Here is a 26,325-nt window from a genome sequence, read left to right as displayed (position 1 = left end):
TTGATGCTTTGTCACGGATGACGAGCGGTCTTGTATTAACAATAGGTAGTAAATTTATGAAACAAGCTTTATTAATTTTGTCAGTATTGGGAATGGGTATAGCACAGACAAGTGGTGCTGTCGAAACAACCTTTCAACCAAATAATACCTTGAGTCATACCATCACTAACATCTCTGCTTCTGCGAACTACGGTTCTAGCCGCAATATCTATAGCACTAACAGTGGTGCTCATGTATATAGCAATGATGAGATCAGTCAAGCCATTGATAATTTAAGTGCGCATGCCAAGCAAAAAGAATACCAGCTTGCTTCGCTTACCAGCCGTTTGTCTTATGAGCAGCGTCAGCAGCAATCAAGCCGCGCTCCTGATCGCAATTCTGCTCCTGCTATCGCAGCGGCAAGTGCATCGCGAGTAGCGTTATCTAGAAGCTCTGGCTACTGTGCTCGCTATGTACGTAAAGCGCTACAATCAGCAGGTTACGAATTTACGCCTAACCCTTCAGCTTATCAGTATGCCTCTCGCGGCACACTTGCTCAAGCAGGTTTTACCAAGATCAGTAATGATATGCAGCCACAAGTGGGTGACGTCGTTGTCTATAATCGTACGTCAAACCGTCCACATGGTCATATCCAGATCTTTGATGGTAACGATTGGGTATCTGATTTCCGCCAAAACAGCATTAGCCCATACAGTGGCACTTACAGCTATACGACATGGCGTGATTCGCAATATGTCGATGATGCATCAGACCGTGGTATTTACCTCGCGATGGCTGACAAATAGTAGACAGTTAGATATAGTCTAAGTTAAAAGTTTTCTCCAAATCCAGTAATGCCTTTATAGCGTTGCTGGTTTTTTTTGCGCTTTGAGTTGTGATGCTCAATTTAAAAGTAGAGTTAAAGCTCAAATCTCGACCAGTGGCTACGATTGTGAAAATCAGGCGGGGAGGCGTGGTTTGGGGCAAAATATAAAGCAATCTCACCAAACCATAAAATAACGCAAGGATGTATTTGCTCAATCACAGTATTTGCGATGGTGTATTGCTTATTGGATCGTTGGATTACTGGTACATTAAAGCTGCGCTCATAATGATGAGGTTTATTTGCTAGTGATGGATCATTAAATAAAGGATTCTCCACGTACCTTAATGTTGGCGTTACATCGTTTATCCAATTAATAAACGCGCGCGCTTGTCCATCAGCTGCATGTAAGGGGGTTGGTGGTAAGGTGGCAGGATTACGATAGCTTGCAAATTGATATAGCGCGTAACGACCGTCTGGATTGGCATTAATCTCGATATAGGGCGTTGCCTTTTGAGCCTCCGTTAGATTTTCATCATTTATCAGACGACCAGCGATAAAACACTCAAGGCAAGTCTCTTCCCACAAGTAATCATCGAATCTTACTTGCGCTTGCTGCCACACTGACCAGTTTAGCTGCTTTGCTAGCAGTTGGTTGGGCAGGGTGAGTTGATAGGTTAGCTGTAAGTATAGTGATGGCTGTCGAATAATCTGAGCACTCACATTTATACAGATGCGCTGTAACTCATCTACTGTTACACCCAGTTGCTGTGCATCGTTTACTATGGTTTCGGTGGCCACACAGAGATTGAATGATTGATTCATAAGTTAAGACCCGACAATGAAAATATAGAAGTAACTATAAGAAAAATGGTACCGACTAAGCGAGCTAATATTACATGCTAAGTAAATCTAAAACGAGCAGACAACATAAAAGCCGCGAGCAAGATGCATCGCGGCTTTTACATTTATCGTCACCATGTGGCTATGATTTGAGTTGATATGGCATATCATACCATCACATCACTCAAACCAGCTGGTCATCACATATTATTATGCATGACGTGCTAAGTTAGACAATTTTGGGTTGGCGTTTGGATTTTTACGTAGTAACAATGCCATACGACCAATAGAATGAACCAAAGACGCGTTAGCCGCTTTGGCAAGTTCAGCACCGATGACATCGCGTTCTTCTTTTGTGCCAGCAGGCAGTTTTACTTTGATGAGCTCATGATCTGATAGCGCGCGATCAATCTCTTCAGTAATGGTTGGGGTAATACCTTTGTTGCCAATCATGACGATAGGTTTGAGGTCGTGACCAATGCCTCTTAGGCGTTTGATGGTAGCGTTATCGAGTTGCATAGAATTCCTAGGTGTTGGTAAAAATAAAAGACAGTGCTATTAAGAGCAGTTGACGACCATTATAGATAATCTGTGGTCATCTTGCATGAGATCAGCAGGATTTTGCACGATTTTACGTGATGAAAATGTTAAACTGAATGTTTGGGCACATTATAAACGCTACTGTCTGATAAATCAGTGTTTTAACCAATAGAATTTAGTCAGTTTAAGACTGCAAATGTATAAAAATCTTGATTGATAGCATATTCGAATGAATTTAAACCATATCGAAAGTGCTTCATAAATCTTTTAGCTACTTCAGTAATATGTATGAATGTTTTGCAAAGCAATAGGAGCAGGTATTTTGGCCACGCGTATCGAAAATAAAAAACTGTCAAAGAGTAGTAGCGCTTGGATGAAAGAGCATATTGACGATCATTATGTGCAAAAAGCGCAAAAAGATGGCTATCGTGCCCGTGCCGCCTATAAGTTATTAGAAATTAATGAAAAGACCAATATTATTAAAAAAGGCATGACGGTCGTAGATTTGGGCAGTACTCCAGGCAGTTGGTCTCAAGTGGCAGGTCAGCTAGTAGGCGAAAAAGGTATTTTGATTGCCTCTGATATTCTGCCGATGGATACATTGCCTGATGTGACCTTTATTCAAGGCGACTTTCGCGAAGCAGAAGTGTTTGATGCGATCATGGCAGAGGTTGGTGATAGACAGGTCGATGTAGTGCTGTCCGATATGGCACCAAATACGGCAGGAAACAGCGCAATCGATCAGCCACGTATGATGTATTTATGCGAGCTGGCAGTCGACTTCGCGCTTGCAACCTTACCAGAAGGTGGCGCACTTATTATGAAAGTGTTTCAAGGTGAAGGCACACAAGAATTACGCAAGCAGATGCAGCAGGATTTTAGTAAAATCCGTAGTATCAAACCAGGTGCGTCACGACCACGGTCAAAAGAGATGTTTTGGATAGCGATTAAATAATCATAACGTCGTTATGTCACAGCCATTGTAAGCGAGATAATGTGTCACCATAACATAGTCTCATGAGCGCATTGAACCCGCTACAATCGTTAACTGAATAATAGCGAAACCTGCTTGAATTATGCAGGTTAGCACCACATATCATGGTATATTAACTTTGTTTCAAGCATATGTTTTAGGCAAAGTCGTCTGACAATAAGCGCCTGATGTGCTCATCTATGATAGATATATAGGTCATTGATATTTATAAATCGTGAAAACAGTCCCCATGCAGCATTTGAGTTGTATGAGTCTGAATCACAAATTTTGGCTATGAATATATCTACTAAAAAATGAGCGATACGTTTATAGACGTCACGTGTTTAATAAACACACCAATAAGTAAGGGATGGGAATAACTAGTGAGCGACATGGTAAAAAATACCTTATTGTGGCTGGTGGTAATCGGCGTTTTGGTGCTGGTGTTTAGCGGCTTTGATCAATCATCCGAGCCGGATAGCCTTAACTACTCTGAGTTTGTGACCGCCGTGTCAGAAAACCAAGTAGCCAGCGTTGAAATCGATGGCGAGCAAATCACCGGCGAAAAGAAAAATGGTTCATCTTTTGAGACCATTCGACCAGCTGTGTCAGATGACGAGCTCATGCCATTGCTGCGTGAGAACCAAGTCGAAGTCCAAGGGACTGCCCCAAAACGCCAAAGCGTCTTGATGCAATTACTGATAGCCAGTTTCCCAATTCTATTGATTATTGGTCTGTTTTTATTCTTCATGCGTAACATGCAAGGCGGCGCTGGCGGTAAAGGCGGCGGCCCTATGAGCTTTGGTAAGTCAAAAGCTAAAATGCTGACTGAAGACCAAATCAAGGTGAACTTTGAAGATGTGGCTGGTTGTGAAGAGGCCAAAGAAGAAGTGGTTGAAGTGGTCGAGTTTTTACGCGACCCTGATAAATTTACCAAGCTTGGTGCAACGATTCCACGTGGTATCTTAATGGTAGGTCCTCCAGGTACCGGTAAAACATTGTTAGCCAGAGCCATTGCGGGTGAAGCTAAAGTGCCGTTCTTCTCAATCTCAGGTTCTGATTTTGTTGAAATGTTTGTCGGTGTCGGTGCCTCACGTGTACGCGATATGTTCGAACAGGCTAAAAAGAGCGCGCCTTGCATCATCTTTATTGATGAAATTGATGCGGTCGGTCGTCATCGTGGCTCTGGTATGGGTGGCGGTAATGATGAGCGTGAGCAGACACTAAACCAATTATTGGTTGAAATGGATGGTTTTGAAGGCAATGAAGGCGTGATCGTCATTGCAGCGACCAACCGTGCGGATGTGCTTGATAAAGCGTTACTGCGTCCAGGTCGTTTTGACCGTCAGGTACAAGTGGGCTTGCCAGATATTAAAGGCCGTGAACAAATTCTTAAAGTGCATTTGAGAAAGCTGCCGAATACTATCGGTGTGGATGCCAATGCATTGGCTCGCGGTACACCAGGTTTCAGTGGTGCGCAGCTGGCCAACCTTGTCAACGAAGCGGCATTGTTTGCAGCACGTCGCAACAAGACCAGCGTTGATATGAATGATTTTGAAGATGCAAAAGACAAGCTATATATGGGTCCTGAGCGTAAATCAATGGTCATTCGTGAAGAGGAGCGCCGTGCGACCGCTTATCATGAAGCAGGTCACGCCTTAGTCGCTGAGCTACTACCAGGTACCGATCCTGTGCATAAAGTAACGATCATGCCGCGTGGTTTTGCGCTTGGTGTTACTTGGCAGTTGCCAGAGCATGACCAAACCAGTATGTATAAATCAAAAATGCTGAGTGATATTGCTATCTTATTCGGCGGTCGTATCGCTGAAGAAGTCTTTATCAATCAAATGTCGACAGGTGCTTCTAACGACTTCGAACGTGCAACCAAGATGGCTCGCGCCATGGTGACGAAGTACGGTATGTCTGACGCACTTGGTATTATGGTTTATGAAGATGAAGACAGCTCGCAAGGCTATTTTGGCTCTAGCAGTCGTACGATTTCGGAAGCCACACAGCAAAAGGTCGATGAAGAAGTCCGCCGTATGTTAGAGGAGCAATATGATATCGCGCGCGAATTGATTGAAGGCAATCAAGAAAAAATGCATGCGATGGTAGATGCCCTAATGAAGTGGGAAACGATTGACCGTGATCAGTTGCAAGATATCTTAGCAGGTGAAGACCCACGTCCACCTAGAGTTTATCAGCACAACGAAGTCAACTTATCGAAGAATGATATCAAAACAACCAACTCAACACCGCCACCGTTACCAGCGATGTAGTTATTAATTAATTCATATCCAATAGAAAAAGCCCTTTATGATAAAGGGCTTTTTTGTTGTCCATATTTAGTGAAGGGTTTAGTACAGAATAGAGTTTACTGGTATGATAAGCACACCGCATAACAAGCACAGTGCAATAATTAGAATGTTTTAATGAGAGATAATTTGGTTATGTCATTATTTCAGCCTTTACCCAGCTATAAGATATCAAGTCGTGATAAAACACTAGATCTATCGCAGCCTCATATTATGGGTATTCTTAATGTCACACCCGATTCGTTTTCAGACGGTGGACAGTTCAATGCGGTAGATAAGGCTATTGCGCATTGTCAGCAAATGATAAAAGAAGGTGCGACTATTATCGACATTGGCGGTGAGTCTACTCGTCCCAATGCGAATACTGTGGGCACTTCTGAAGAGATGCAACGTGTTGTGCCAGTGGTTCGAGCCATCCGCGGGCATTGCGGGGAGGATATTTGGCTATCCATTGACACCAGCAATCCAGAGGTTATGAAAGCGGCTTTTGACGCTGGTGCTGATATTTGGAATGATGTACGCGCACTCAAATGCGAGGGTGCAGCAGCACTGGCGGCTGAGCTTGATATACCAGTCATGCTCATGCATATGCGCGGCGAGCCAACAACGATGAATAATTTGGCACACTATGATGATATCATTAGTGACGTAAGAGCTGAGCTATTATCACGTATTGATGAAGTAACAAGAATCGGTGTTAAGCGTGAGAAAATTATTGTCGATCCAGGCTTTGGTTTTGCGAAAGATTATGAGCATCATTGCGCACTATTAAGCCAGCTTGGCAGGCTACAAGCGCTTGGTTTACCGATGATGTTTGGCATTTCGCGCAAACGTTTTTTAGCGGAAGTATTGAGCAAGAGTGGCGTCGAAGTCGTTACTACTAACGCGGTAGATCGTGATGTGGTAGGTACGGTGGCTGGTATCTTTGCCCTACAGCAAGGCGCTGGCATTATACGCACCCATAATGTGGCGATGATGCAGCAAGCAGTCGCCTTATGGCGTCAATTATCCGCGCATAATTATCCTTAATCCCAATTTAAAATGATGAGAGTACTTTTATGACCACCCCGATTCAGCCAGAACCAACCAATGAACAGCGCCGCATTATCTATCAAGCACGCCGCGGATTAAAAGAGTTAGACTTTTATATTGATCTTTATGTCAAAGAGATTTACTTAACGGCAGAGCCTGCTGAACAAGAGACGTTTGCAGAAATGCTGACTCATGAAGACCCTGATTTGTTGGATTATTTCACCAATCAAAATCGTCCAGAAAATGAAGAAATATGGGCGCTAGTCAATAAAATTAAGACATGGCGTCATACCAAAGATTTGACTTAAAGACTGATTTAGATATAAAAAATGGTTGTCCAGAGCTGGTATAGCTAGGCCTGAGTAACATAATGGTCTGCCGTTTTTTTTGGTGATAAAATATGACCTTGGCAAATTCGTTGCGTATTGATACGGCTATTCGGCCTGCCAGCTATTTGCGTTTGCTGCTTTATAGTGGGTTGACCGCTGTCATGGTTGTACTGGCATGGCTTGCTTCTTTACTGTTATGGCAATATGTGCTTATTTTAGTCGTTACCGCCGCGGTGATTATTTATTTGACATTATCACGGCCCATACTGCTGCACCTGAGCCAACCACCACTTAGCTATCGTATCGATCAACATTGGCAGCTACTGCTCCGTACGGGTCGCGGTGATGAGCTATGGCAGGCACAATTAATCGCTGTCTCTGGATATCGATGGGCGATAAGCTTTGAATTCAATGTTATAGAGCCTTATCAGCGCTCTTTATCAGTGACCATCTTTCGAGATCAAGTGAGCCCTGAACAATGGCGAGAGTTGAATATTTTGGCTAGATTGTATTGAATACTTATAAATAGTGCTTATTAGTACCATGGTTGAATGTTCAATATGCCTAACATAAACGCCGAAAATACGAGTTAAGGCAGTATTTTCTTATAGCACCCAATGAGCGGTTTTTTCCATGGATTTACGAACGCCTACATGTCATAACAAAACACCTATCTGGATAGCGAAAGAGATTTGTTATATTGCAAGAGAATTGTGAAACGCATAAGTAAATCACGCTGTTGCTTAATATATTAAATTAGCAGCGAAGTTTTTAGCGGTTTATAGATAATAAATAATATGACAAAAAGGAATCGAGAATGAGCTTATTAGGGAATTTGGTTAGTCAGGTGGCCCGCCGTGCGATGGATCCTGAAGATGCGCAGCGTAATCCTGTAAATCAACGCATTGATCCACGTCGTACAGGTGGTCTTGGGGATATATTGGGTAGCGTGCTAGGCGGTGCTAGTCAAACTGGAGGCTACAATCCACGCCAGTATGATCGTCAGCCAGACAATGGTTTTGGCTTAGATGATATTCTCGGTGGGTTAACAGGCGGTGGACTCAATGGTGGCAATCAACGTGGCGGCGTCAATTCTAATGCCGGCGGTCTTGGAGACATATTAGGCAGTGTGCTAGGTGGTCAAGCAATGGGTGGTCAAACGAGAAAATCTGGATTCGGCGGTAAAGGTATGCTAATTGCTGCACTTATGCCAATGGTACTAAGCTGGATCAAACGCAATGGCGGCTTGAGTGGTGCATTATCGAAAATCACAGGTATGGGTTATGAAAACCAAGCGCGTTCTTGGATGAGTAACCAGCAAGACAATGACAACCTTGATCCAAATGATATCAGTCAGTTGTTCGATGAAAATGAGATTCAGCAGGTTGCAGCACATACTGGTGCTAATGACGTAGAAGTCCGTCAAGGTCTTGCTGAATTGCTGCCAGAAGTAATGAATCAGCTGACACCAAGTGGCAATTTGGATAATGAATCTGAAGCCAATGAAGAGATTGATCAAATCATTAATCAACTATCTAGTCGACTAGGTGCGCTAAAATAAATTTATTTTTTAAAGAAAGTCGCAATCGTTAATGCCACAAAGTTAATACTATGAAAAAGAGTACGTTATCCAACGTGCTCTTTTTTATGGCTGTTAGTTTAACCCTACTATTGGTACTCAATTACTGAATATTTACTCTTTATTCTAAATAGATATGTTAAAAATGGTGAATAATAGAAAAATAATTCTATAAATCTTATAAGATGGTCATATGATTCATTGAGTCTTTTGTCGCAGTGGCTACTTTGATGATCCTTTATATAATATGACTGCGTGATGGTATAAGCATTTATAAGGATACTTAATCATGCCATTTAAGCCTATTCAAGCAGCGGTTGCCATTTTGGTCGGCTTGATCATTTGGTTTGTGATACCAGTGCCTACTGGCGTTACCCCTGCAGCATGGCACATGCTGGCGTTATTCATCGCCACTATTGTCGCCATCATCGGCAAAGTATTACCCATTGGTGCCATTGCTATCATTGCAGTCACCCTAGTCGCACTGACAGGCGTGACTAGTGATAGCCCAGCACAAGCCATTAGTGATGCATTATCAAGCTACTCAAGTCCGTTGATTTGGCTAATTGGTATTGCAGTCATGATATCGCGTGGCTTGATAAAAACGGGTTTGGGTCGACGTATTGCCTATTATTTTATTTCTATTTTTGGTAAAAAAACCATCGGCGTGGCTTATTCTTTGACTGCGGCTGAATTGATGATAGCACCTATTACGCCCTCTAATACGGCGCGTGGCGGCGGTATTATTCACCCTATTATGAAGTCTATCGCGCAAAGCTTTCATTCGACGCCAGAAGAAGGCACTCAAAATAAGATTGGTCGGTATTTAGCGATGGTGAACTATCATGCTAACCCGATTACCTCTGGGATGTTTATCACGGCTACTGCGCCCAATCCTTTGGTTGTAGATTTGGTAAATAAAGCCACAGGCGGTGATATTCAGCTGTCATGGACCACTTGGGCAGTGGCGATGTTTGTACCTGGTATGCTATGTCTGCTTGTGATGCCGTTAGTCATTTATATAATTTATCCACCTGATGTTAAAATCACGCCCGATGCAAAAGGTTTTGCCAAGGAAAATCTGGCAGAAATGGGAAAAATAAGTAGCCAAGAAAAAATCATGCTCGGAGTATTTGCTCTGATGCTGTTATTGTGGGCGAATATTCCCGCATTGATGTTAGGTGAGCAATATAGCGTTGATGCTACCACCACAGCATTTATTGGTTTGACGACCTTAATATTGACTGGGGTACTGACTTGGGACGATATTTTAAAAGAGAAGTCAGCATGGGATACCATTATTTGGTTTGGCGCCCTTATTATGATGGCCGCTTATCTTAATAAGCTTGGACTGATAAGCTGGTTCTCTGGCAATATTGAATCGATGATTGGTACGACTGGGCTTGGCTGGATAGGGGCTGTGACTATTTTGACCCTAGTGTACTTATATATTCATTATTTCTTTGCTAGTACCACGGCTCATATTACTGCACTATTTGTAGCATTTTATGCGGTGGGTTTAAGCTTGGGCGCACCGCCGATGTTATATGCGCTGATCTTAGCCGCAGCGGGCAACATCATGATGACGCTTACGCATTATGCAACTGGTACTGCGCCAGTCATTTTTAACTCTGGCTATGTGACGTTAAGAGAGTGGTGGAGTATTGGCGCAATAATGAGCGTGGTCAATTTAGTCATTTGGATCGGTGCTGGTTTGATTTGGTGGAAAGTGCTCGGCTATTATTAATACATCGCTCAAGTCATATTGTCTTATGTACAGCTGGGTGTTTTTAAAAAAAGTGAGGGTGGCTTAAAAGCGCTCATCTAATGTGTCTAATGTATAATTGAGCGCGGCAAAACAGATATCGCTCTGAAAGCCTCGATATTGCAAAAACCGTAGCTGCTTTGCTTTGTCTTTTTGTTCAGTGGGTATGTCATCGCCGTACTTCTTAGTGCGCGCTGTGACCGCCAGTTTGAGCCAATCGATACCATCTACCAGATTATCTGCACTATCATCTACAAACTCCCTAAACTCTTCTGACTCTGCATTTGCCATATCGATTAACTCATCGATATTACTGGGCATGGCAATTTTTTTACGATAAAACTCCTGCTTGATACGTCCGCGTCCCCGACCTTTACGGATATTTTCACGAATGAGCATGAGCGTCGTGCGATAATCACTTTGGTAGCCTTTTTCCTCAAACTCATCGAGTAGCGCATCAATTTTATCTGGGGCTTGCTCTTTATCAATAAGCTTTTGCTTAAGCTCAGCCTTGCCGTACTCACGGCGCGATAAATAATAAAAAGCTAACCAACGTAAACGACTTTCGGCTTTGACCTCATCTATTTCTGCTTGTCGTTGTTCAGGCGTGCGCAAATAGGCTTTGAGAGCAGCAGGTAGGTTATCCATCTGACTGTCGACTGTGCCATGCACAGAAGTGTTGGTAATGTCAGCATCGGTTGTATACTGTGATTCTTTGTTGAATTCATTATCAGTAGCCGCGCTATCGTCTGGTTCACCATGAATATTTTGTTTAACTTCAGCCAGCATCTCTTTGATACTTTGTGCTTCTGGTGGTTGATAAGCAGGCACGTCACTAGGCTCAGGGCTAAAGTTAGCCGCTGGGTGAAAACGTTTTTTACGTTTCTTGGTTTGAGCAGAATTTTTATTGGTAGAAGATTGAGCCTCAACAAATTCTACTGCAAATTCAGCATCGTCAGATAATGAATGGTTTTCACGATAGTAAGTTGAATGCTTACGTGTCTTAGTTGTTTTTTTAAGGTCGCCTTGATAGGAATGCTGAGAAAATTTGGAGGATTCAGAGTGTTTGGAAGATTTGGACGGTTTTTTTGATTTGATAGTAGGACTACTCGCTGAATCGGCATCGGCATCGGATTCAGCGAGTATTTCAGCTAAGGTTTTAATGTTCATAACAATTTAATTTTCATAACAAGTCATGATTATTGATAACGGTTAATCATTGCGCCGTTATTGTACAGGGTCAGAGACCAACGCTTCATTGGCTTTATCTTCGGCTTTGGTCTCTTTCTTTGATCCAAGCTTTTCTTCACGGATTTTAGCTTCGATTTCTTGCGCAATCGCAGGGTTTTCTTTTAAGAACAGCACAGAATTGGCTTTACCTTGACCGATTTTTTCATCGCCATAACTATACCAAGAGCCTGCTTTGCCAACGGCTCCAATTTCAACACCCAAGTCAATCACTTCGGCTAAGTGGTTGGTACCTTCACCATAAGTAATTTCAAACTCTGCTTGGCGGAAAGGCGGTGCCATTTTGTTTTTGATGACTTTGACCCGGGTTTGGTTACCGATGATTTCATCACCGTTTTTGACTGCACCAATACGGCGGATATCCATACGCACTGAGGCGTAGAATTTGAGCGCGTTACCACCAGTCGTGGTCTCAGGGCTACCAAACATCACACCAATTTTCATACGAATTTGGTTGATAAATACCACCATACAGTTAGAGCGTTTGGCGTTACCAGTGATTTTACGTAGGGCTTGGCTCATCAGACGTGCTTGCAGACCCATATGTGAGTCGCCCATCTCGCCTTCAATCTCTGCGCGCGGCGTCAAGGCAGCAACTGAGTCAATGACAATCATATCGATAGCACCAGAGCGCACCAACATGTCGGTTATTTCAAGTGCTTGCTCACCATTATCAGGCTGAGACAGCAATAGCTCGTCAGTGTTTACACCAAGTTTGCGCGCATAAACAGGGTCAAGCGCATGCTCAGCATCAATAAAGGCGCAGGTGCCGCCTTGTTTTTGACATTCTGCAATCGCCTGTAGCGTCATGGTCGTTTTACCTGAGCTTTCTGGGCCATAAATCTCTACGATACGGCCTTTTGGTAGACCACCAATGCCAAGTGCAATGTCCAGACCCAACGAACCTGTTGATACTACATCGACATCCATAATAGCTGAGTCGTCACCTAAATGCATGATGGTATTCTTACCAAACTGCTTTTCGATTTGACCGAGTGCTGCTTTAAGGGCTTTGGCTTTATTGTCGTCCATACTGGATTCCTTGTCTTCAATCATTGGTTAAAACTATAAATTTGGTATGATAAATAAAATGTTTGTAGCTATGAAGGTTAACGGCTCAATAGTGCTGATGGCTATCTAAATAATAGGCAGCGTTCGTTCAATGTCTATCTAGGATGAATGGGCTAGGGTATCGATGGTGTAGACAGTAATATAGGATATCACTCTACTATACAGTAAAATCAAATAACGATAAAAGTAAAATTAAGTTCATAATCAGCGCCAACAGATGTAATTTGTAGGTAACATTATGCTCGTTAAGCCTTAACTGTTTTCTAAAGTGCGGTTGATTAGATAAGGTAATTATAACAAAAACCAAGGAATATATAGAGGATTCAATGATGCTAAACGACACTAACTGTCGCATTGTATATAAGTGATAACTTGTGTAATCTAGTTGCTGAATATATCCTAATTTTGGATAGGATAATGCTGCCCTTTGTCAATAGCATTAAAAGTTGTCCACAACAAATAAAGCGTCTAAATTTAGCTTTTGTGAAACATCAGTGAGGATTAATTTAATTTAAAAATATATTGAAAATAAATTACAGTATTATGAAATATCATTTAACTTACTGATTTAGAAGGTTTTTTAAATTGTATAAAAAATGAACGATTTTACCTCATCCTTTGAGCTATCTAGGGAAATTGTTGTCAAGTGCGTACTTATGCACAGGGTTATCCACAGCTTATGGGGAGAACTCATGAATCCCTTATACTATCAATGTTTGAGTAGGTAGGTAACCTGTGAGTGTGGCGCTGGAATGTATTTTTTACCCCTATATGTAGCGTTATTTATTTAAAAATTCTATGAAAATAGACGATGTTTCACGTATTAAAAAAAATTTATTATTTCTAATAAAAATACTTATAGCTTGTCTATTAAGGGTTGTAGCTGAAAAAAATCAAATAATATTGTCATTAGATAATTTGCAAGCACAAAAAAGCGGCTAAATAATTTAGCCGCTATGCAGAAGTCATCGAAGATAAGTGACCCAAATCTAGTCTTTGATATAGATTAAATCCCAAACGCCATGTCCACTATTTATACCGCGGCGCTCAAATTTGGTCATTGGACGAAAGTCAGGGCGGTCGGTGAAGTTACCTGCGCCTGCTTGATTGGTTAAACCAGTAAAACCGTCTAATACTTCAACCATCCAAAAGGCGTAATGCTCCCAGTCGGTTGCGGTATGGAACCAGCCGCCTTGCTTTAGACTACGAGTCACAATCGCCATGCGTTCAGCACTGACGAAGCGGCGTTTGTGATGGCGCTTTTTTTGCCATGGGTCAGGGAAGTAAAGCTGGATACGATCGATATGGTTTTCTGGTAGTTGCTTGAGCAATTGGATGGCGTCACCGTTGATGATTTTGGCATTGGTTAGCGCTTGCGTACCTGCCATATAGGCGCATTTACCGATACCTGGTTCGTGCACTTCGATACCAACGAAATTGCGGCTAGGTTCTGCTGCCGCCATCTCAATGAACGAATCACCCAGTCCAAAACCGATCTCTAAAGTAAGCGGTGCTTCACTACCGTTAGGGCTATCAGTGAATAGCATTCGTAGATTGTCAATACCATCAAGATTGCCATCACCGAAACTGTTATTAACCAGGTACTCAGAAAATTCTGGCGCGGTTAGTGCCAGTTCGGCATTTTTATTCATGTGCGTACGTCGTTTCATAAAAGTATTGACGATACGTAGATGTTTGCTTTCTTCAGGCTTACTCTCATTACTAATACTTGCTTCAATGTCAATATCAGTATTGCTTTCGGTATTAGTGCTGAGGACTTTTTGCTCATCAGTAGTATTCGTACTATCGATGTTATCATTAATATCAGGATGTTGACTCATAGGATTGACAAGGCTTCATAAAATGGGTGATGTATGCTTATTATAAGTTAAATCTATACAGCTGTGAACGCACAATCCTTTTTTAATATTGTTATCGCTGATCCAACATAAAAGAGTGAAAGCGTTGACCTTGTTTGACGTATCACATATAGACTGGCATTCGGTTACCTTGACTTTCTTTTACATTGAATTAACGGTATTTATCTGTCGTTTTACTGTTCTGCACATCGGTTTTGGCGTTATCATATAAAGTGAGTAATGGATTTAAATTTTTCTTCATCGTTAATAGGGGTCATCTATGCTATTTATCGAGACGGATTCGCCGCCCCCTTTTTATCAAGAACAGCTGACTCCTGCTAAGCGTACACAACTTGATAAATGGTTCATCGGTCACCGTAGCCAGCATTATTATCTGAAACGTTTTGAGCAGTTCGATGCGCAAGGTTATCTGTCGCCAAAATGGCATTGGGCAGCATTTTTTGTGACGTTTCCTTGGCTCCTCTATCGCAAACGCTATATGGATGCGATTGTCTATAGCGTGGCTGGCTGGTCGTTTATCCAGCTCAATGTGGCACTGGTATTGGTTGCGTTTGAATTTTTGGCGATGTCCTTCATCCCTGATGCTTACCAGATGGCGACACGCATAGGTATTGCCGCGATCATTTGGTTATTTTGGTCGTTCATGGTGGCGCGTTGGACGGATGCGTATTATTACCGCATGGCGCGACGTGAGATTGCAGATGCTATCGATGATTATCCGCGTGATGAAGCAGCGCAAAAGGTGCATCTGCGCCGAGAAGGTGGGGTCAGTTTATTTGGGTTAGGATTGGGGTTTGGTATTTTTGCTTTTGCTTTAATTGTCATTAAGATACAGTTTCTGCCAATTATTGCCAAGCCAAAAGCCAATGAAGTGCTGTTCGATGCGTATGATATAGCCAAAACGGCACAAAATCGTGTGGCACTGATTTATCAACAGACAGGGCAATGTCCAATGGATTTGCCTATCGATACAGGCACTCAGCAGATACGAATTGATATCGATAAAGAGGCCGCTGGCGTAGTAGAAACAGATTGTGCAGTCATTGCGACCATACAAAATGTTCAGTTCCCTATCCGCTATCTAAATCAGCAGACACTGGTTTTTTACCATGTGCCAGACAGCGATAGTTGGAACTGTACAAGTTCACTAAATAAGAAACTGGCACCAGCAAGCTGTATGCCCGATTAGGGCATGTTTGATGATTTAACCATGACACTGACTATTTGTGAATCATCAAACACGCTTTAAAATATATAAATATTTAGGTGTTAGAGTCAGTTGCAACATCGTCCTTTTTATCAACGGGTGTTGCTTTACTTTTTAGCGCGTCATAAAAATCTGTTAAGTCCATTTTTCGGGCTTTATCAATGTCTTCATCAAACAAGCTTTCTAGCTCTGCCATCGCTGATTGTGCGGATTCAATCATGCTGGCTTCATCATCGTAGATCGCTTGCTGACGTTCAATCAGGTCATCGTCGTAATCGCGGAAAGTTTGCACCGTCTCGCGCGCTTTTTCTGGTGAGATGCCAAGCAGTTGTAGCGACTCACGCGACATATCCAAGGACGATAGGTAAGTCTCACGCCAAATATGACGCACACCGACCTCACGTAACCGATAATAATGCTGACGGTCACGTGCCCGTGCCAAGACAATCAAGTCTGGATAGTTTTTACGTAAGTATTGAGCCGTGGTGATAGAGCGCTCTAAATCATCAATGGCCAAAATAAACACACGGGCTTTTTTAATACCAGCCGCGCGCAATATCTCAGGGTTTTTTGGGTCGCCGTAATAGACTTGGTTACCAAATTTACGAACGAAATCGACGCGATTCGCTGAGCGTTCGATGGCGGTAAATTCGATGTTATGCATGCGTAGTACACGACCGATAATCTGACCGACGCGCCCAAAGCCAGCAATAATGACTTGATGTTCATGATCGGGAATGGCATCGTATTCGCGGCTGGGTTTGCTTTTGGCAAATAAAGGCTCACCGATTTTCTCAAGTAACAAAAATGCCAGCGGTGTGAGTGCCATGGAGATAGTGACGATAAGGTTCAGGGTATTGGCAAGCTCAGGTCGTAAGACATTTTGAGCAGTAGCGACACTGAATAAAACAAAAGCAAATTCACCACCTTGAGCGAGCGTCACACCCAGTCTGATACTGGTTGGCCAGCGATTGCCTGATATCTTTGCAATGGCGGTAATGACACCAAATTTGATAGCCATCAATGCCATTGCACAGCCAATGATAAACATAGGTTTTGCCAAGATAAGTTTGACATCAGTCAGCATACCGACCGACATAAAAAATAAGCCAAGTAGCAACCCTTTAAATGGCTCAATACTGGCTTCTAGCTCATGACGATACTCAGAATCTGCGAGCAGTACCCCTGTCAAAAAAGCACCCAATGCCATGGATAAACCAATTTGACCCATCAAAATAGACACACCCATCACGATAAATAGCGCAACGGCGGTCAGCAATTCTGATGCACCACTAGACGCTACAAACTTAAAGAAGGGACGAACGACATAACGACTAGCAAAAATCAGTCCAGCAAAAACCGCAAAAACTTTGCCAAAATAAATCAAATCATAACTTTGTTCGCGCACCCCTGATAGGAAAGGAATGACGGCTAACAATGGGATGACCGCAATATCTTGGAATAATAAAATCGTGAACGCTTCACGACCGTGGGTGCTAGAAAGCTGCTGTTTTTCCGTCAGTATTTGTAGTACAAAAGCTGTGGACGACAAGGCAAGGCCAAAACCGACGATAAAAGCAGTATCGAGCTGTAAGCCAAAAATTTGATGTAACAGCCCCATTAATAATGTGCCAGTCAGACCAACTTGCAAACCACCGAGGACAAATATCGAACGCCGCAGTGCCCATAATCGTGAGGGTTGCAGCTCAAGCCCGATAATGAACAGTAGCATGACCACGCCAAACTCAGAGAAGTGCAACAAGCTCTCAGCATCGCCTGCGACGTCCAGACCACTGGGCCCCAATATCAATCCTGTAATGAGATAACCTAAGACCGTCGCAATGCCAAAACGTTTACCAAGGGGTACAAAGAGCAGGGCTGCTCCTAAGAAGATTGTAGCTTGTAACATTAAATTTGGTGAGCCGGTGGCGGCAGCGAACATCTGGAATCCTTAGCAGTCATGATAAAATAAGCGGTACAATATGGGCATGGCAAAAATAAAAAATCTTAGCATACGTTATTTTTTACGATAAATCTTCCACACACCATTATCGGCAAGTGGATTGTTATAAGCATCGTTACGGCGCTTACGCGGGGTCTGGCGACTGTCTACGATTTTGAAATCGGGCAGCGCATGGACGATAAGCCCCGTTCGATAAAAACGCACGCGTTCAGGCTCCAGCATCTCGCCCTTGCTATCACGGCAAAATACATAGGCGCGCAAATCAATAAATTCACGATGCGCCACCAAACGCGCCTCATAATCATTATCAAATACTGCACTCATACGCGCAATTTCATCAGCACTATAGTCACCACACTTATCAGTAAGCGCACCGACCGAACCGAAGCTTTTGGATTCTTTTGCACGAGTCTTGGTCAAATGTAGCCTTTGAACATGATAGATAAATTGCGGTATCTCAAGGCTGGCTGGTAGTGGCAGATGATCGGGCGGTAGATTGGCAGCAGGATAAAACGCCATGGCGCGCTCAAGCAGATTATGCCAACGCTGCTGATAGGCTTGGACTTCGGCGATATTGCCTTCATAAATTGGCATGTCACGAATTTGACGCAAAATATCAGGCGGAAACTGCTCATCTCGAAAGCTAGCAATGTCTTCTTGCAGCGTCGATAACAATGCTTTGGCATGCTTTTTACCCTCTGCTGAGATAGGGTCATCAATGTAGCTTGGAGCAACAAAAGGAGCTGAGCGTCTCGACATGGCAGAAAATAATCCATTAGTGGTAAATTGGGTGCTTCAGCTTTAAGTATACAGAATTTATATGAAAAATATGGCGGCGAGGCTAAATTTCCCATCATTTTTAACATGCCATTACAATGCTAAAAATCGGTGTGATATCAGCTTATTTAAAATAAAGCCTATTTATGTTGGCGCATAATAAGTTATGTTCATGCATGAATGATTCATCCGCTGATAGTAAGTTGCGCGGATTATTTAAGACTTTTAGTAAAATAATTTTAAGGATTTTCGGGGCAGGACTGACGCATGAGATTTTTGGATTTGAATCATATTCTTATCGTTGGGGTTAGGTGTTTGGTCAATAACAACGCTTTGGCTAATTTGGTGCATATAACGTTATGATTGCCACCACTTGATGAAACGTCACCAATCATAGACAACGTTTAAATTGATACTTGAATGAAGAATGGTCTTTCCAATGTTTAATGTCTGACTTTCAAAGTCTGATTCTCAATGTCTCATGCTTAATGATTGTGACCAATATGATTATTACCCTCTGTTTGTTGTTCTGAGATATCGCAGACCAGCGCATCGCTATGTGCCTCAGTTCGCGGATGTGATGCGCTTTCTACCTGAATGGTCGCATGATGGATACCAAGCGTAAGCAAGCTTTGTTCTAAACGGGCAATCAATATGCTGGATTCATGAATACTCATCTCGCCATCGACAACGACGTGACAAGACAAGGCATTTAGACCACTGGTAATACTCCAAACATGCAAATCATGGACTTCTTGTACTTGCGGATGGGTAAGCAGTTTTTTTTCGACATCCACTAAGGATATGCCTTCTGGCGTGCCTTCCATCAAAATATGTACGGAATCACGCACAACGCGGTAACCACTAAATAATATCAGTATCGCAACAATCACCGAGGCCGCTGCATCCGCCCAAACCCAGCCGAAGCTCATCATCAAAAGCGCAGCAATAATAGCGGCAACCGAACCCATTAAGTCACTCAATACATGCAGGTAAGCACTTTGCATATTAAGGTTAACTGGAGCTTTACTCTCATTTTTTCCTTGAGTGTCTTCGTGACTGTCTTTGTGACTACCAGCATGACTGTGACTATGCGCATCTCCACCGCGACTGCCTCGATGCATCAGCCAAGCGACCAAAATATTGACCAACATACCGATAGTAGCAACGATAAGCATGCCTTGGGTAGCAATTTCAGGCGGTGAATTAAAGCGCTTAATCGCCTCATAAAAAATCATTAGCGCAATAATGACCAGCGTCGCACCATTGACTGTTGCGACTAAAATCTCAAAGCGTTTATAACCAAACGTCTTTTGATGAGTGGCTGCTTTTTCACCAATCTTAAAGGCCATTAACGTCGCGCCAAGTGCGATTGCATCACTGAGCATGTGACCTGCATCAGATAATAGCGCCAAACTGCCAGTCAGCCAGCCACCGATGGCTTCAATAAACATATAGCCTGTGATAATGATAAAGCTAAGCAGCAAGGTGCGCTGATAGCCCTTGGTGTCTCTTGGGGCTGTTGTTTGCTCTAAGTGTTCATCGTGATCGTGAGTGGCTTGATTGTCATGAGTGTAGTTGCTCTCATCATCTTTATGCAGATGGTTAGCCATATTAACAGTATCATTCTGATGAGAATGGTTGCCTTGTTCAGCGTTTGATTTATTTTGACTCATAACAACACTCAGAATGACAGAAGAGGAAATTTGATTGCTTATAAGGCTGGGCTTACTGTACGCGGACTAGCCAGATATAAAGAATTTAGCATATTTAATAAATGCTTGCTGTATCTAGGCAGTATACCATTGGTTACTATTTAGAATAACGTTCTTGAGGGCGTATCCTCAGTTCAATCGATTATCCTCTAAATAGGGACACGGCCTAGTAGCGGACAGAATAATCTGAGTTAAAAAGTGATGGTTAGTAATTGGCGGCTACCAACCAACAGGGTCGATATCCAAAGTGAGTTTAAGGTACTTGGCACTTGGCAAGGTCAATACGGGCTGCCACCATTGGTTTAATACATGGTGTAATTGCTGTCTGTCTTTGCCTAAAAGTAGCAGTTGTACGTGGTAACGGCTATTCTTTTTGCTCATTGGTGCATCGATAGGTCCTAGTACGGCGAGATTATGACCATTTGGCAAAATGGCAATCGCATCTTTAAGGGCTTGGGTCGTGGCGGCAAGGGTTTTGCCTTCACAGCGTATCAAGGCAGCATAACTATGCGGCGGCAAGCCCATCATTTTACGCTCTTGCAATAGCTCGCGAGCAAATGACAGATAACCATCTTTGACCAGTTTTAATAACAGCTCATTGTCAGGTTGCAATGTTTGAATGAGTACGCGCCCGGATTTATCACCACGACCGGCACGCCCTGCGACTTGAATCATCAATTGCGCGGTATGTTCTGGCGAGCGAAAGTCGGCGGATAAGAAACCACGATCGGCGTTTGGCAAGCAGACAAGTGTAACATTGGGGAAATGATGACCTTTGGCGACCATCTGTGTGCCAACCAAAATGGCAGGCTTGCCTTGATTGATACGTTGGTAGATATTCTCCCAACTGTCTTTACGTCTGGTGGTATCGCGATCAATTTGGATAATGGGATATAGCTCTTTGCTGGTTTGCGGATTGGCAAAAATTGCATGCAGGTTTTCGCTGAGCCTCGTCGTACCCATTCCTTTGGCATCCAAATTTTGACTGCCACAATCAGGGCAAACTTTTGGAATATAAGCTTGCCAGTCGCAGTGGTGGCATTTTAAATAGGAGCTACTATAAGCGTTGTGTTGGGATTGGCTATTGTAATGAACGGTTAAATGGGCGTCGCAGCGCGGGCAATCTGCTTGCCAACCGCAAGCTTCGCAGAGCAAAACTGGCGCATAGCCGCGACGGTTTAAAAATATTAATACTTGATCGCCCGCTTCTAGCGTTTGCCGTATTGCCCCAATAAGTGCATCGGTCAGCCCAGTATCATAGCGCGCACCGTCGTCCGTTGTTTGTTGATGAGTACTTTGCAGGCGCGCATCAATCAGCTGCATGGTTGCAAGCTTCGCATTACCGGGACGAGTTTGCAGTTGGCACTCTACCAGCTTACCGTCATCGACCAGTTTTAGATGCTCAAGAGATGGCGTCGCCGTACCCAATACGACAGGGATATTGGCTTGTAGTCCGCGATAAAGTGCCACGTCGGCGGCATGATATCGCAAGGTATCTTGCTGCTTATAAGAACCATCATGCGCTTCATCCACGACAATTAAGCCCAGATCTGCAAAAGGATAGAGCACCGCTGAGCGCGTGCCAATAATGATTTGAGCATGACCCGTACGGCAGTCTTGCCAACCTTGTAAGCGATGGGTGTTATTCATACCTGAATGTAGCAAGACGATTTGAGCGGCAAAGCGACTGGCGAAACGCGCGCGCGTTTGCGGTGTCAATCCAATCTCTGGTACCAAAATCAATACCTGCTTGCCAGCTTCCAATACGGCTTGCATCGCTTGCAGATAGACTTCTGTCTTGCCACTACCAGTGATGCCATTTAATAAAAATCCCGTGTAGCGATTGGCTTCATGAGCCGCAATAATGGCGGTAACGGCGAGTTGTTGCTCGTCATTGAGATCAAGGGGCATTTTCGCTAATTTAACAGGCGCAGGTGCTTGTTTGGTCTGAATATAGCGCTCGATTAAACCTTTGTCTTCGAGCGCCTTTAAAAAACTCCTCTCCATGCCCTCTAGCAATAAAACATCTTCACTCGCGCCGCGCTCGCCATGCAGCTTAAGCATATCAAATTGTTGTTTTTGTTTTTTGGCGTTGGCACGAAAGTCAGCGTCGCTTACCTGCGGCAAAATTCGCCAATGGGTAATCAGTAAATCCAACGGCTTACCTTGACGAACGAGAGTTGGCAGCATGACTGCTAAAACGTCACCAAGCGGGTAGTGGTAATAACGCGCTAGCCAATGTGCCAGATTTAGCATACTGGTCTCTAAAATAGGCTCAGCATCCAAGCATTTATTGATAGGTTTTAGCTTATTAAGTGGCACGCTGCTATTTGCTTCTGGAATATGAGCGATGACGATACCGATTAAAGTTTGACGACCAAAGGATACTTCGACACGGCAGCCAATATGAGGTAAAGAAGGGCTTGATAAGGCGTTGATATCTGCTGGTACGCTATAGTCAAATACCCGATAAAGGGGCACGGGTAGAGCAACTTGTACCAACATAGAATGCGTTCCCAGTTTCAGGTAAATGGTTTATTGGATAAACAGTTTTTAGATAACCTACTCTTACATATCTGGATCGTAATATTGATAAGAATAATAGCAGTAAGCCCAAATAGTGATATTTGGGCTTACTCTGGCATGCGTTTTTAGCAGTTGCTTTTTTGACGTAACGACTTGAGAATTAAGTACGTCTATGTATTAAGCCTTACCATTTACATGATGATATGGCTTAAGTTACTTAATATATAAAATTGACTCAATCTCGACCACACCGCCTTTAGGTAACGCCGCTACTTGGACAGCTGCACGGGCAGGATATGGCTCGCTCAAATTGGCAACGAACACGTCGTTTAGTGCCGCAAAATCATTCAAATCCGTTAATGACACGTTAAATTTAACCACGTCATTTAAGCTGCCACCAGCCGCTTCACAGATGGCTTTGATGTTTTCGAACACTTGCTCAGCCTGTGCTTTAAAACCTTCTTTTAATTCCATGGTATCAGGGTCAAAACCCAGTTGTCCTGAAATATAGACGGTGTTACCGACTTTGACGGCTTGTGAATAAGTACCAACGGCAGCAGGGGCTTTATCAGTTTGAATGGTTTGACGAGTCATATTATATCCTTTTTATCTTTTTCTGGTTTGGTAGGTAAGGGCGCATTATTCATCATTTACATCTCGTTTTTCACCATACAAATGATGACACGCTCTACGTTTATTTGCTAAAAATCAAAAAACACAGTTTATCATTATTTCAGTTCTTTCTAAAATTTTCTAAATCCATTATTCAATGTTCTATTGAGTGAGTGTTGGTGACGATGTATCACGCGCACTACACCATGCGCACTATACCTTATTACCAGCACTACAGCTGATAGAGCCTGATGATGTTTGGAAAACCTAGCAAGGAGCGTAGCTCGCGAATGCCTTGCGCTAGATGATTGCGACTACGAACGATGATATGGATGATGGTGTCACTGCTACGCACATCTACTTTTTCTACCCCTATATTTAATTGGCGTAAATGATAGATGACTTCAGTAATTTGTTCGTCGCTGAGGGCTATAGATAGTTTTAAATAGGCTGGAAAGCGGATTTTTCCGGTATTTTTTATGTCATGCTCGCCAGCGTCACCTTGTTTTACGGCCTTGTCATTACGCCAGCGCAGTTGTATAACCTGATAAGGATTGTCTTTACGAATATCGTCAAGTGAAAAGCACTTGTGTCGATGAACAACCAGACCGTGACGGGACAAATGACCGACGATAGGGTCACCATAAATAGGATGACAACAATTGGCAAAATCAAGCTCAACCCCAGACGCATTGACTATCAGCTGCTGTGGTTGGGTCATATCATCGCTGTGTTCTTGTGCTTGTAAATCATTGACTTCATCGCTAAACAAGCGAGTTACCACTAGCTGTGGTAGTAACGTACCAGAGCTTATTTGCTCAAATAGTTCGGATTTTTCGGTCAAGCCACGCCATTCAGTGAGGTTTTTCCAATCACTATCGGTTAAGTCATCGAGACTTTTTTGATAGGTTTTTAGCGCCCGATCTAAGGCTTGTTGACCATGGTGTTGCTTATCAGCAGGAGACAAGTCTTTAAACCAACGCAAAATCTCTTCACGTGCTTTATTGGTCACGACAAATCCTAGCCATTCTGCTTTTGGTTCTGAGTGGCTATTGACTTCTATTTCAACCAGCTGCCCATTCTTAACGACTGTGCCAAGTTTGGCTTTTTTGCCATCGATATTGGCGCCAACGGCTACATTGCCGACCATCGGTCCGACAGCGTAAGCAAAGTCTAGTGCGGTTGCGCCTTGTGGTAGCTCATAAGCGCGACCCTTTGGACTATAGCAGATGATTTTACTGGAGTGTAGGTAATCCATCAGCTCATTAATGGTAGAGACTGCCGCTGAAAAGTCTGGGCTATTTTCATCTAAGCTGTCTTCATCGACCAAGTCTTTCATATTGCGTAATGAGGCTTGGATAACCGATTGGCTAACGTCTGAGGCATGCTCTGCACCGATGACACCAAGCCGCGCTGCGCTTTGCATTTGCTTGGTCAAAATCGTCACTTTGACGACATCGTTATCGCGCTCATAGATAAGCGTGAGCGACTGATTGCCACCCGGTAGCGGACGACGAATATTATCAGCGATATGAGAGTCATCAATCTGGTATTTTTTAATTAAGTAATAGGCCAGCTTGTCACAGGCTTCGACATTATCGAGGACAATCTCAAAGGCATAATGACGGAGTAGAGCGTTGATTTCACCGCGATTACGGAAAAACTGACGGTAGATGACCACGCGATTGTCTAAAACTTTGACCAGACCATTCAACCCCAAATTATTGAGGACAATGCTCAGATAGCGATGGATGGCCTCTCTTTGAAAGTTACGCCCAAGCCCGTGCTGTAGTAGCTTGTCAGACAGTTTGTTGTACATGTCAGAATCAAGATTACGATAACAGAGCACCTCAATATAATCGGCAATATCATTAAGACCCATCAGCCGCGCAAACGGCACATAAAAGTCCAATGTTTCTTGTGCTGTAGTGCGTTGTTTTTCTGGGCGTACTGCATCTAGTGTCGACATATTATGTAAGCGGTCTGCAAGCTTAATAATCAATACACGTGGGTCGGCAAGGGTGGCTGTCAAAATTTTATGGAAGGTGGCTGCTTTGTTTTGCTGTTTATTGTGGGAGGATGACTTTAGCTTAGTCACACCGTCGACCAGTCTCGCCACTATTTTGCCATAGCGCTGCTCAATCTGCTCATCACTCACCTCGGTGTCTTCGACCGTATCATGCAAAATCGCTGCAATAATCGTATCTCGATCCAAGCGAAAACCTGCCAGTATCTCGGCCACCGCAATCGGGTGGGTGATATAAGGCTCTCCTGATTTACGCTTATCTTTGATGTGCGCAATATCACCGAACTCACAGGCATCAATAATATCACGGCGTTCAGCAGCAGTGAGGTAACCTACTGAGCGCAGTAAATTGTATTGAGCCTCATCGACTAAATGATGGCTGAGTTTGGGTAAGGTTTGACTCATAAAGTAACGATCCTATTTTCCATTACCTGTTTGCCTGACTGTCTATCGGGTAAATGGTGACTGAATGAATGCTGGAATACTATAAATATAAAAAATCTCGAGAAAAAAGATAAAAATAGGTAGACCATCCTCTAATTAATCGTAAATCGCATTCAATGTCAACTGCTAAGCGAACAGGTGCTATAAAAATTTAGAAATTCTAACTCAATGGTAGGTTTTGAGGTATAAATGGTGACTAAAACAGTCAAAGCAATGTCACAGCAACCAGCTATTACAACCAAAAAACCACAGCCTATGCTGTGGTCTCTAGTCAATATGTCATCACTGTGTGTATTTGTCTTATAAGGCAGTGGTTAGCTTTATAGGCTTCATACGACAAATCTTCAATACTGTATCTTAATAATACAGTGTCTTAAAAACCATGATCGCCTGACAGTGCCAAATCTAATGAACTGGTGGCAAAGTTGTGCTCTGGCTGATTTAGGATATCGCGAGTGATTTTACCAGCAGCGATTTCACGCAATGCCAATACCGTAGGCTTGTCATTATCCACATCAACCAATGGTTCAGCGATACCTTTAGCCAATTGACGTGCGCGTTTGCTTGCCACTAAAATCAGTTCAAAGCGATTATCAACATTATCCAAACAATCTTCAATCGTCACTCGTGCCATATGTAGCTACCTCGGTTGTTTTTATTAGTCACGGAGCTTGCCCG

At 43.1% G+C, this 26,325-nt stretch carries 21 protein-coding genes; 9 read left to right on the top strand and 12 right to left on the bottom strand.

Features of this window, described 5'->3' with window-relative positions:
• The first annotated feature begins 56 nt into the window (after positions 1-56).
• Entirely contained in the window at positions 57-785 is a 729-nt protein-coding gene (locus tag ACI2JM_RS07300) for a CHAP domain-containing protein (RefSeq protein ID WP_045444182.1), read from the top strand.
• Positions 786-898: 113 nt separating this feature from the next.
• Here the strand turns inward: ACI2JM_RS07300 and ACI2JM_RS07295 are convergent, their stop codons facing one another.
• Both ACI2JM_RS07295 and ACI2JM_RS07290 read right to left on the bottom strand, forming a co-directional pair.
• Positions 899-1,627: a hypothetical protein gene (locus tag ACI2JM_RS07295; protein WP_404643242.1), complete on the bottom strand. Its 729-nt coding sequence runs from the start codon at positions 1,625-1,627 to the stop codon at positions 899-901.
• Positions 1,628-1,855: 228 nt separating this feature from the next.
• Complete coding sequence (locus ACI2JM_RS07290) at positions 1,856-2,164, bottom strand: YhbY family RNA-binding protein (RefSeq protein WP_045444184.1); 309 nt, start codon at positions 2,162-2,164, stop codon at positions 1,856-1,858.
• A gap of 343 nt (positions 2,165-2,507) precedes the next feature.
• On the opposite strand from ACI2JM_RS07290, the gene ACI2JM_RS07285 reads away from it, so the two are divergent.
• The 7 genes from ACI2JM_RS07285 (at position 2,508) to ACI2JM_RS07255 (ending at position 10,160) form a co-directional block, all read left to right on the top strand.
• Complete coding sequence (locus ACI2JM_RS07285) at positions 2,508-3,140, top strand: RlmE family RNA methyltransferase (protein ID WP_404643240.1); 633 nt, start codon at positions 2,508-2,510, stop codon at positions 3,138-3,140.
• Positions 3,141-3,541: 401 nt separating this feature from the next.
• A complete protein-coding gene (ftsH, locus tag ACI2JM_RS07280; protein WP_055124711.1) occupies positions 3,542-5,437 on the top strand; it encodes an ATP-dependent zinc metalloprotease FtsH in 1,896 nt (631 codons plus the stop codon).
• A 171-nt stretch (positions 5,438-5,608) separates the two neighbouring features.
• Positions 5,609-6,502 carry a dihydropteroate synthase gene (gene folP / locus ACI2JM_RS07275; protein ID WP_404643238.1) on the top strand — a complete coding sequence of 298 codons (894 nt, stop codon included), beginning with the start codon at positions 5,609-5,611 and terminating at the stop codon, positions 6,500-6,502.
• Between the two features lie 29 nt (positions 6,503-6,531).
• Positions 6,532-6,813 (top strand): succinate dehydrogenase assembly factor 2, encoded by a 282-nt coding sequence (locus ACI2JM_RS07270; RefSeq protein WP_045444191.1) that lies wholly within the window; start codon positions 6,532-6,534, stop codon positions 6,811-6,813.
• Positions 6,814-6,905: 92 nt separating this feature from the next.
• Positions 6,906-7,349, top strand: coding sequence for a hypothetical protein (locus ACI2JM_RS07265; protein ID WP_404643236.1), 444 nt, complete (start codon positions 6,906-6,908; stop codon positions 7,347-7,349).
• Between the two features lie 302 nt (positions 7,350-7,651).
• Entirely contained in the window at positions 7,652-8,395 is a 744-nt protein-coding gene (locus tag ACI2JM_RS07260; RefSeq protein WP_404643234.1) for a YidB family protein, read from the top strand.
• A 307-nt stretch (positions 8,396-8,702) separates the two neighbouring features.
• Positions 8,703-10,160 (top strand): anion permease, encoded by a 1,458-nt coding sequence (locus ACI2JM_RS07255; protein ID WP_404643232.1) that lies wholly within the window; start codon positions 8,703-8,705, stop codon positions 10,158-10,160.
• Between the two features lie 63 nt (positions 10,161-10,223).
• Here ACI2JM_RS07255 and ACI2JM_RS07250 read toward each other — a convergent pair whose 3' ends face one another.
• The 3 genes from ACI2JM_RS07250 to trmB form a co-directional block, all read right to left on the bottom strand.
• Positions 10,224-11,348 carry a regulatory protein RecX gene (locus ACI2JM_RS07250; protein ID WP_404643230.1) on the bottom strand — a complete coding sequence of 375 codons (1,125 nt, stop codon included), beginning with the start codon at positions 11,346-11,348 and terminating at the stop codon, positions 10,224-10,226.
• A 57-nt stretch (positions 11,349-11,405) separates the two neighbouring features.
• Positions 11,406-12,458, bottom strand: a complete 1,053-nt coding sequence (recA, locus tag ACI2JM_RS07245) for a recombinase RecA (RefSeq protein ID WP_055124705.1) — start codon at positions 12,456-12,458, stop codon at positions 11,406-11,408.
• Positions 12,459-13,486: 1,028 nt separating this feature from the next.
• The gene (gene trmB, locus ACI2JM_RS07240) at positions 13,487-14,338 is read right to left on the bottom strand and encodes a tRNA (guanosine(46)-N7)-methyltransferase TrmB (RefSeq protein ID WP_404643227.1); all 852 of its coding nucleotides are present in this window, start codon (positions 14,336-14,338) and stop codon (positions 13,487-13,489) included.
• 298 nt (positions 14,339-14,636) lie between these two features.
• Between trmB and ACI2JM_RS07235 the strand changes: the two genes are divergently transcribed.
• Positions 14,637-15,566 carry a pilin gene (locus tag ACI2JM_RS07235; protein WP_404643225.1) on the top strand — a complete coding sequence of 310 codons (930 nt, stop codon included), beginning with the start codon at positions 14,637-14,639 and terminating at the stop codon, positions 15,564-15,566.
• A 73-nt stretch (positions 15,567-15,639) separates the two neighbouring features.
• Here the strand turns inward: ACI2JM_RS07235 and ACI2JM_RS07230 are convergent, their stop codons facing one another.
• The 7 genes from ACI2JM_RS07230 to rpoZ all read right to left on the bottom strand — a co-directional run bounded on the left by ACI2JM_RS07230 (position 15,640) and on the right by rpoZ (position 26,281).
• The gene (locus ACI2JM_RS07230) at positions 15,640-17,526 is read right to left on the bottom strand and encodes a monovalent cation:proton antiporter-2 (CPA2) family protein (protein WP_193008574.1); all 1,887 of its coding nucleotides are present in this window, start codon (positions 17,524-17,526) and stop codon (positions 15,640-15,642) included.
• Positions 17,527-17,601: 75 nt separating this feature from the next.
• Positions 17,602-18,306 (bottom strand): hypothetical protein, encoded by a 705-nt coding sequence (locus tag ACI2JM_RS07225; protein WP_404643223.1) that lies wholly within the window; start codon positions 18,304-18,306, stop codon positions 17,602-17,604.
• A gap of 503 nt (positions 18,307-18,809) precedes the next feature.
• Positions 18,810-19,937 (bottom strand): cation diffusion facilitator family transporter, encoded by a 1,128-nt coding sequence (locus ACI2JM_RS07220; RefSeq protein ID WP_404643455.1) that lies wholly within the window; start codon positions 19,935-19,937, stop codon positions 18,810-18,812.
• A 321-nt stretch (positions 19,938-20,258) separates the two neighbouring features.
• Positions 20,259-22,544 carry a primosomal protein N' gene (locus ACI2JM_RS07215; RefSeq protein ID WP_404643221.1) on the bottom strand — a complete coding sequence of 762 codons (2,286 nt, stop codon included), beginning with the start codon at positions 22,542-22,544 and terminating at the stop codon, positions 20,259-20,261.
• A 234-nt stretch (positions 22,545-22,778) separates the two neighbouring features.
• Positions 22,779-23,159, bottom strand: coding sequence for a RidA family protein (locus ACI2JM_RS07210; RefSeq protein WP_198329460.1), 381 nt, complete (start codon positions 23,157-23,159; stop codon positions 22,779-22,781).
• A 250-nt stretch (positions 23,160-23,409) separates the two neighbouring features.
• Positions 23,410-25,608 (bottom strand): bifunctional (p)ppGpp synthetase/guanosine-3',5'-bis(diphosphate) 3'-pyrophosphohydrolase, encoded by a 2,199-nt coding sequence (locus ACI2JM_RS07205; RefSeq protein ID WP_045444214.1) that lies wholly within the window; start codon positions 25,606-25,608, stop codon positions 23,410-23,412.
• Between the two features lie 412 nt (positions 25,609-26,020).
• Complete coding sequence (gene rpoZ / locus ACI2JM_RS07200) at positions 26,021-26,281, bottom strand: DNA-directed RNA polymerase subunit omega (protein ID WP_045444217.1); 261 nt, start codon at positions 26,279-26,281, stop codon at positions 26,021-26,023.
• Between the last annotated feature and the right edge of the window lie 44 nt (positions 26,282-26,325).

This window comes from Psychrobacter sp. NPDC064578, from assembly GCF_044901245.1.
In the GTDB taxonomy this organism is placed as follows: domain Bacteria; phylum Pseudomonadota; class Gammaproteobacteria; order Pseudomonadales; family Moraxellaceae; genus Psychrobacter; species Psychrobacter cibarius_C.
The sequence above is the reverse complement of the archived record's forward strand: the minus strand, read 5'-3'. Positions and strand labels throughout refer to the sequence as shown.

What these genes read in the sequence shown, in the direction of transcription:
- ACI2JM_RS07220 (WP_404643455.1), bottom strand. Translation starts at nt 19,937, where the DNA reads ATGGCTAACCATCTGCATAAAGATGATGAGAGCAACTACACTCATGAC.
- rpoZ (WP_045444217.1), bottom strand. Translation starts at nt 26,281, where the DNA reads ATGGCACGAGTGACGATTGAAGATTGTTTGGATAATGTTGATAATCGC.
- ACI2JM_RS07260 (WP_404643234.1), top strand. Translation starts at nt 7,652, where the DNA reads ATGAGCTTATTAGGGAATTTGGTTAGTCAGGTGGCCCGCCGTGCGATG.
- ACI2JM_RS07295 (WP_404643242.1), bottom strand. Translation starts at nt 1,627, where the DNA reads ATGAATCAATCATTCAATCTCTGTGTGGCCACCGAAACCATAGTAAAC.
- folP (WP_404643238.1), top strand. Translation starts at nt 5,609, where the DNA reads ATGTCATTATTTCAGCCTTTACCCAGCTATAAGATATCAAGTCGTGAT.
- ACI2JM_RS07255 (WP_404643232.1), top strand. Translation starts at nt 8,703, where the DNA reads ATGCCATTTAAGCCTATTCAAGCAGCGGTTGCCATTTTGGTCGGCTTG.
- ACI2JM_RS07265 (WP_404643236.1), top strand. Translation starts at nt 6,906, where the DNA reads ATGACCTTGGCAAATTCGTTGCGTATTGATACGGCTATTCGGCCTGCC.
- ACI2JM_RS07235 (WP_404643225.1), top strand. Translation starts at nt 14,637, where the DNA reads ATGCTATTTATCGAGACGGATTCGCCGCCCCCTTTTTATCAAGAACAG.
- ACI2JM_RS07230 (WP_193008574.1), bottom strand. Translation starts at nt 17,526, where the DNA reads ATGTTCGCTGCCGCCACCGGCTCACCAAATTTAATGTTACAAGCTACA.
- ACI2JM_RS07210 (WP_198329460.1), bottom strand. Translation starts at nt 23,159, where the DNA reads ATGACTCGTCAAACCATTCAAACTGATAAAGCCCCTGCTGCCGTTGGT.
- ACI2JM_RS07300 (WP_045444182.1), top strand. Translation starts at nt 57, where the DNA reads ATGAAACAAGCTTTATTAATTTTGTCAGTATTGGGAATGGGTATAGCA.
- recA (WP_055124705.1), bottom strand. Translation starts at nt 12,458, where the DNA reads ATGGACGACAATAAAGCCAAAGCCCTTAAAGCAGCACTCGGTCAAATC.
- ACI2JM_RS07270 (WP_045444191.1), top strand. Translation starts at nt 6,532, where the DNA reads ATGACCACCCCGATTCAGCCAGAACCAACCAATGAACAGCGCCGCATT.
- ACI2JM_RS07205 (WP_045444214.1), bottom strand. Translation starts at nt 25,608, where the DNA reads ATGAGTCAAACCTTACCCAAACTCAGCCATCATTTAGTCGATGAGGCT.
- ACI2JM_RS07250 (WP_404643230.1), bottom strand. Translation starts at nt 11,348, where the DNA reads ATGAACATTAAAACCTTAGCTGAAATACTCGCTGAATCCGATGCCGAT.
- ACI2JM_RS07225 (WP_404643223.1), bottom strand. Translation starts at nt 18,306, where the DNA reads ATGTCGAGACGCTCAGCTCCTTTTGTTGCTCCAAGCTACATTGATGAC.
- trmB (WP_404643227.1), bottom strand. Translation starts at nt 14,338, where the DNA reads ATGAGTCAACATCCTGATATTAATGATAACATCGATAGTACGAATACT.
- ACI2JM_RS07290 (WP_045444184.1), bottom strand. Translation starts at nt 2,164, where the DNA reads ATGCAACTCGATAACGCTACCATCAAACGCCTAAGAGGCATTGGTCAC.
- ACI2JM_RS07215 (WP_404643221.1), bottom strand. Translation starts at nt 22,544, where the DNA reads ATGTTGGTACAAGTTGCTCTACCCGTGCCCCTTTATCGGGTATTTGAC.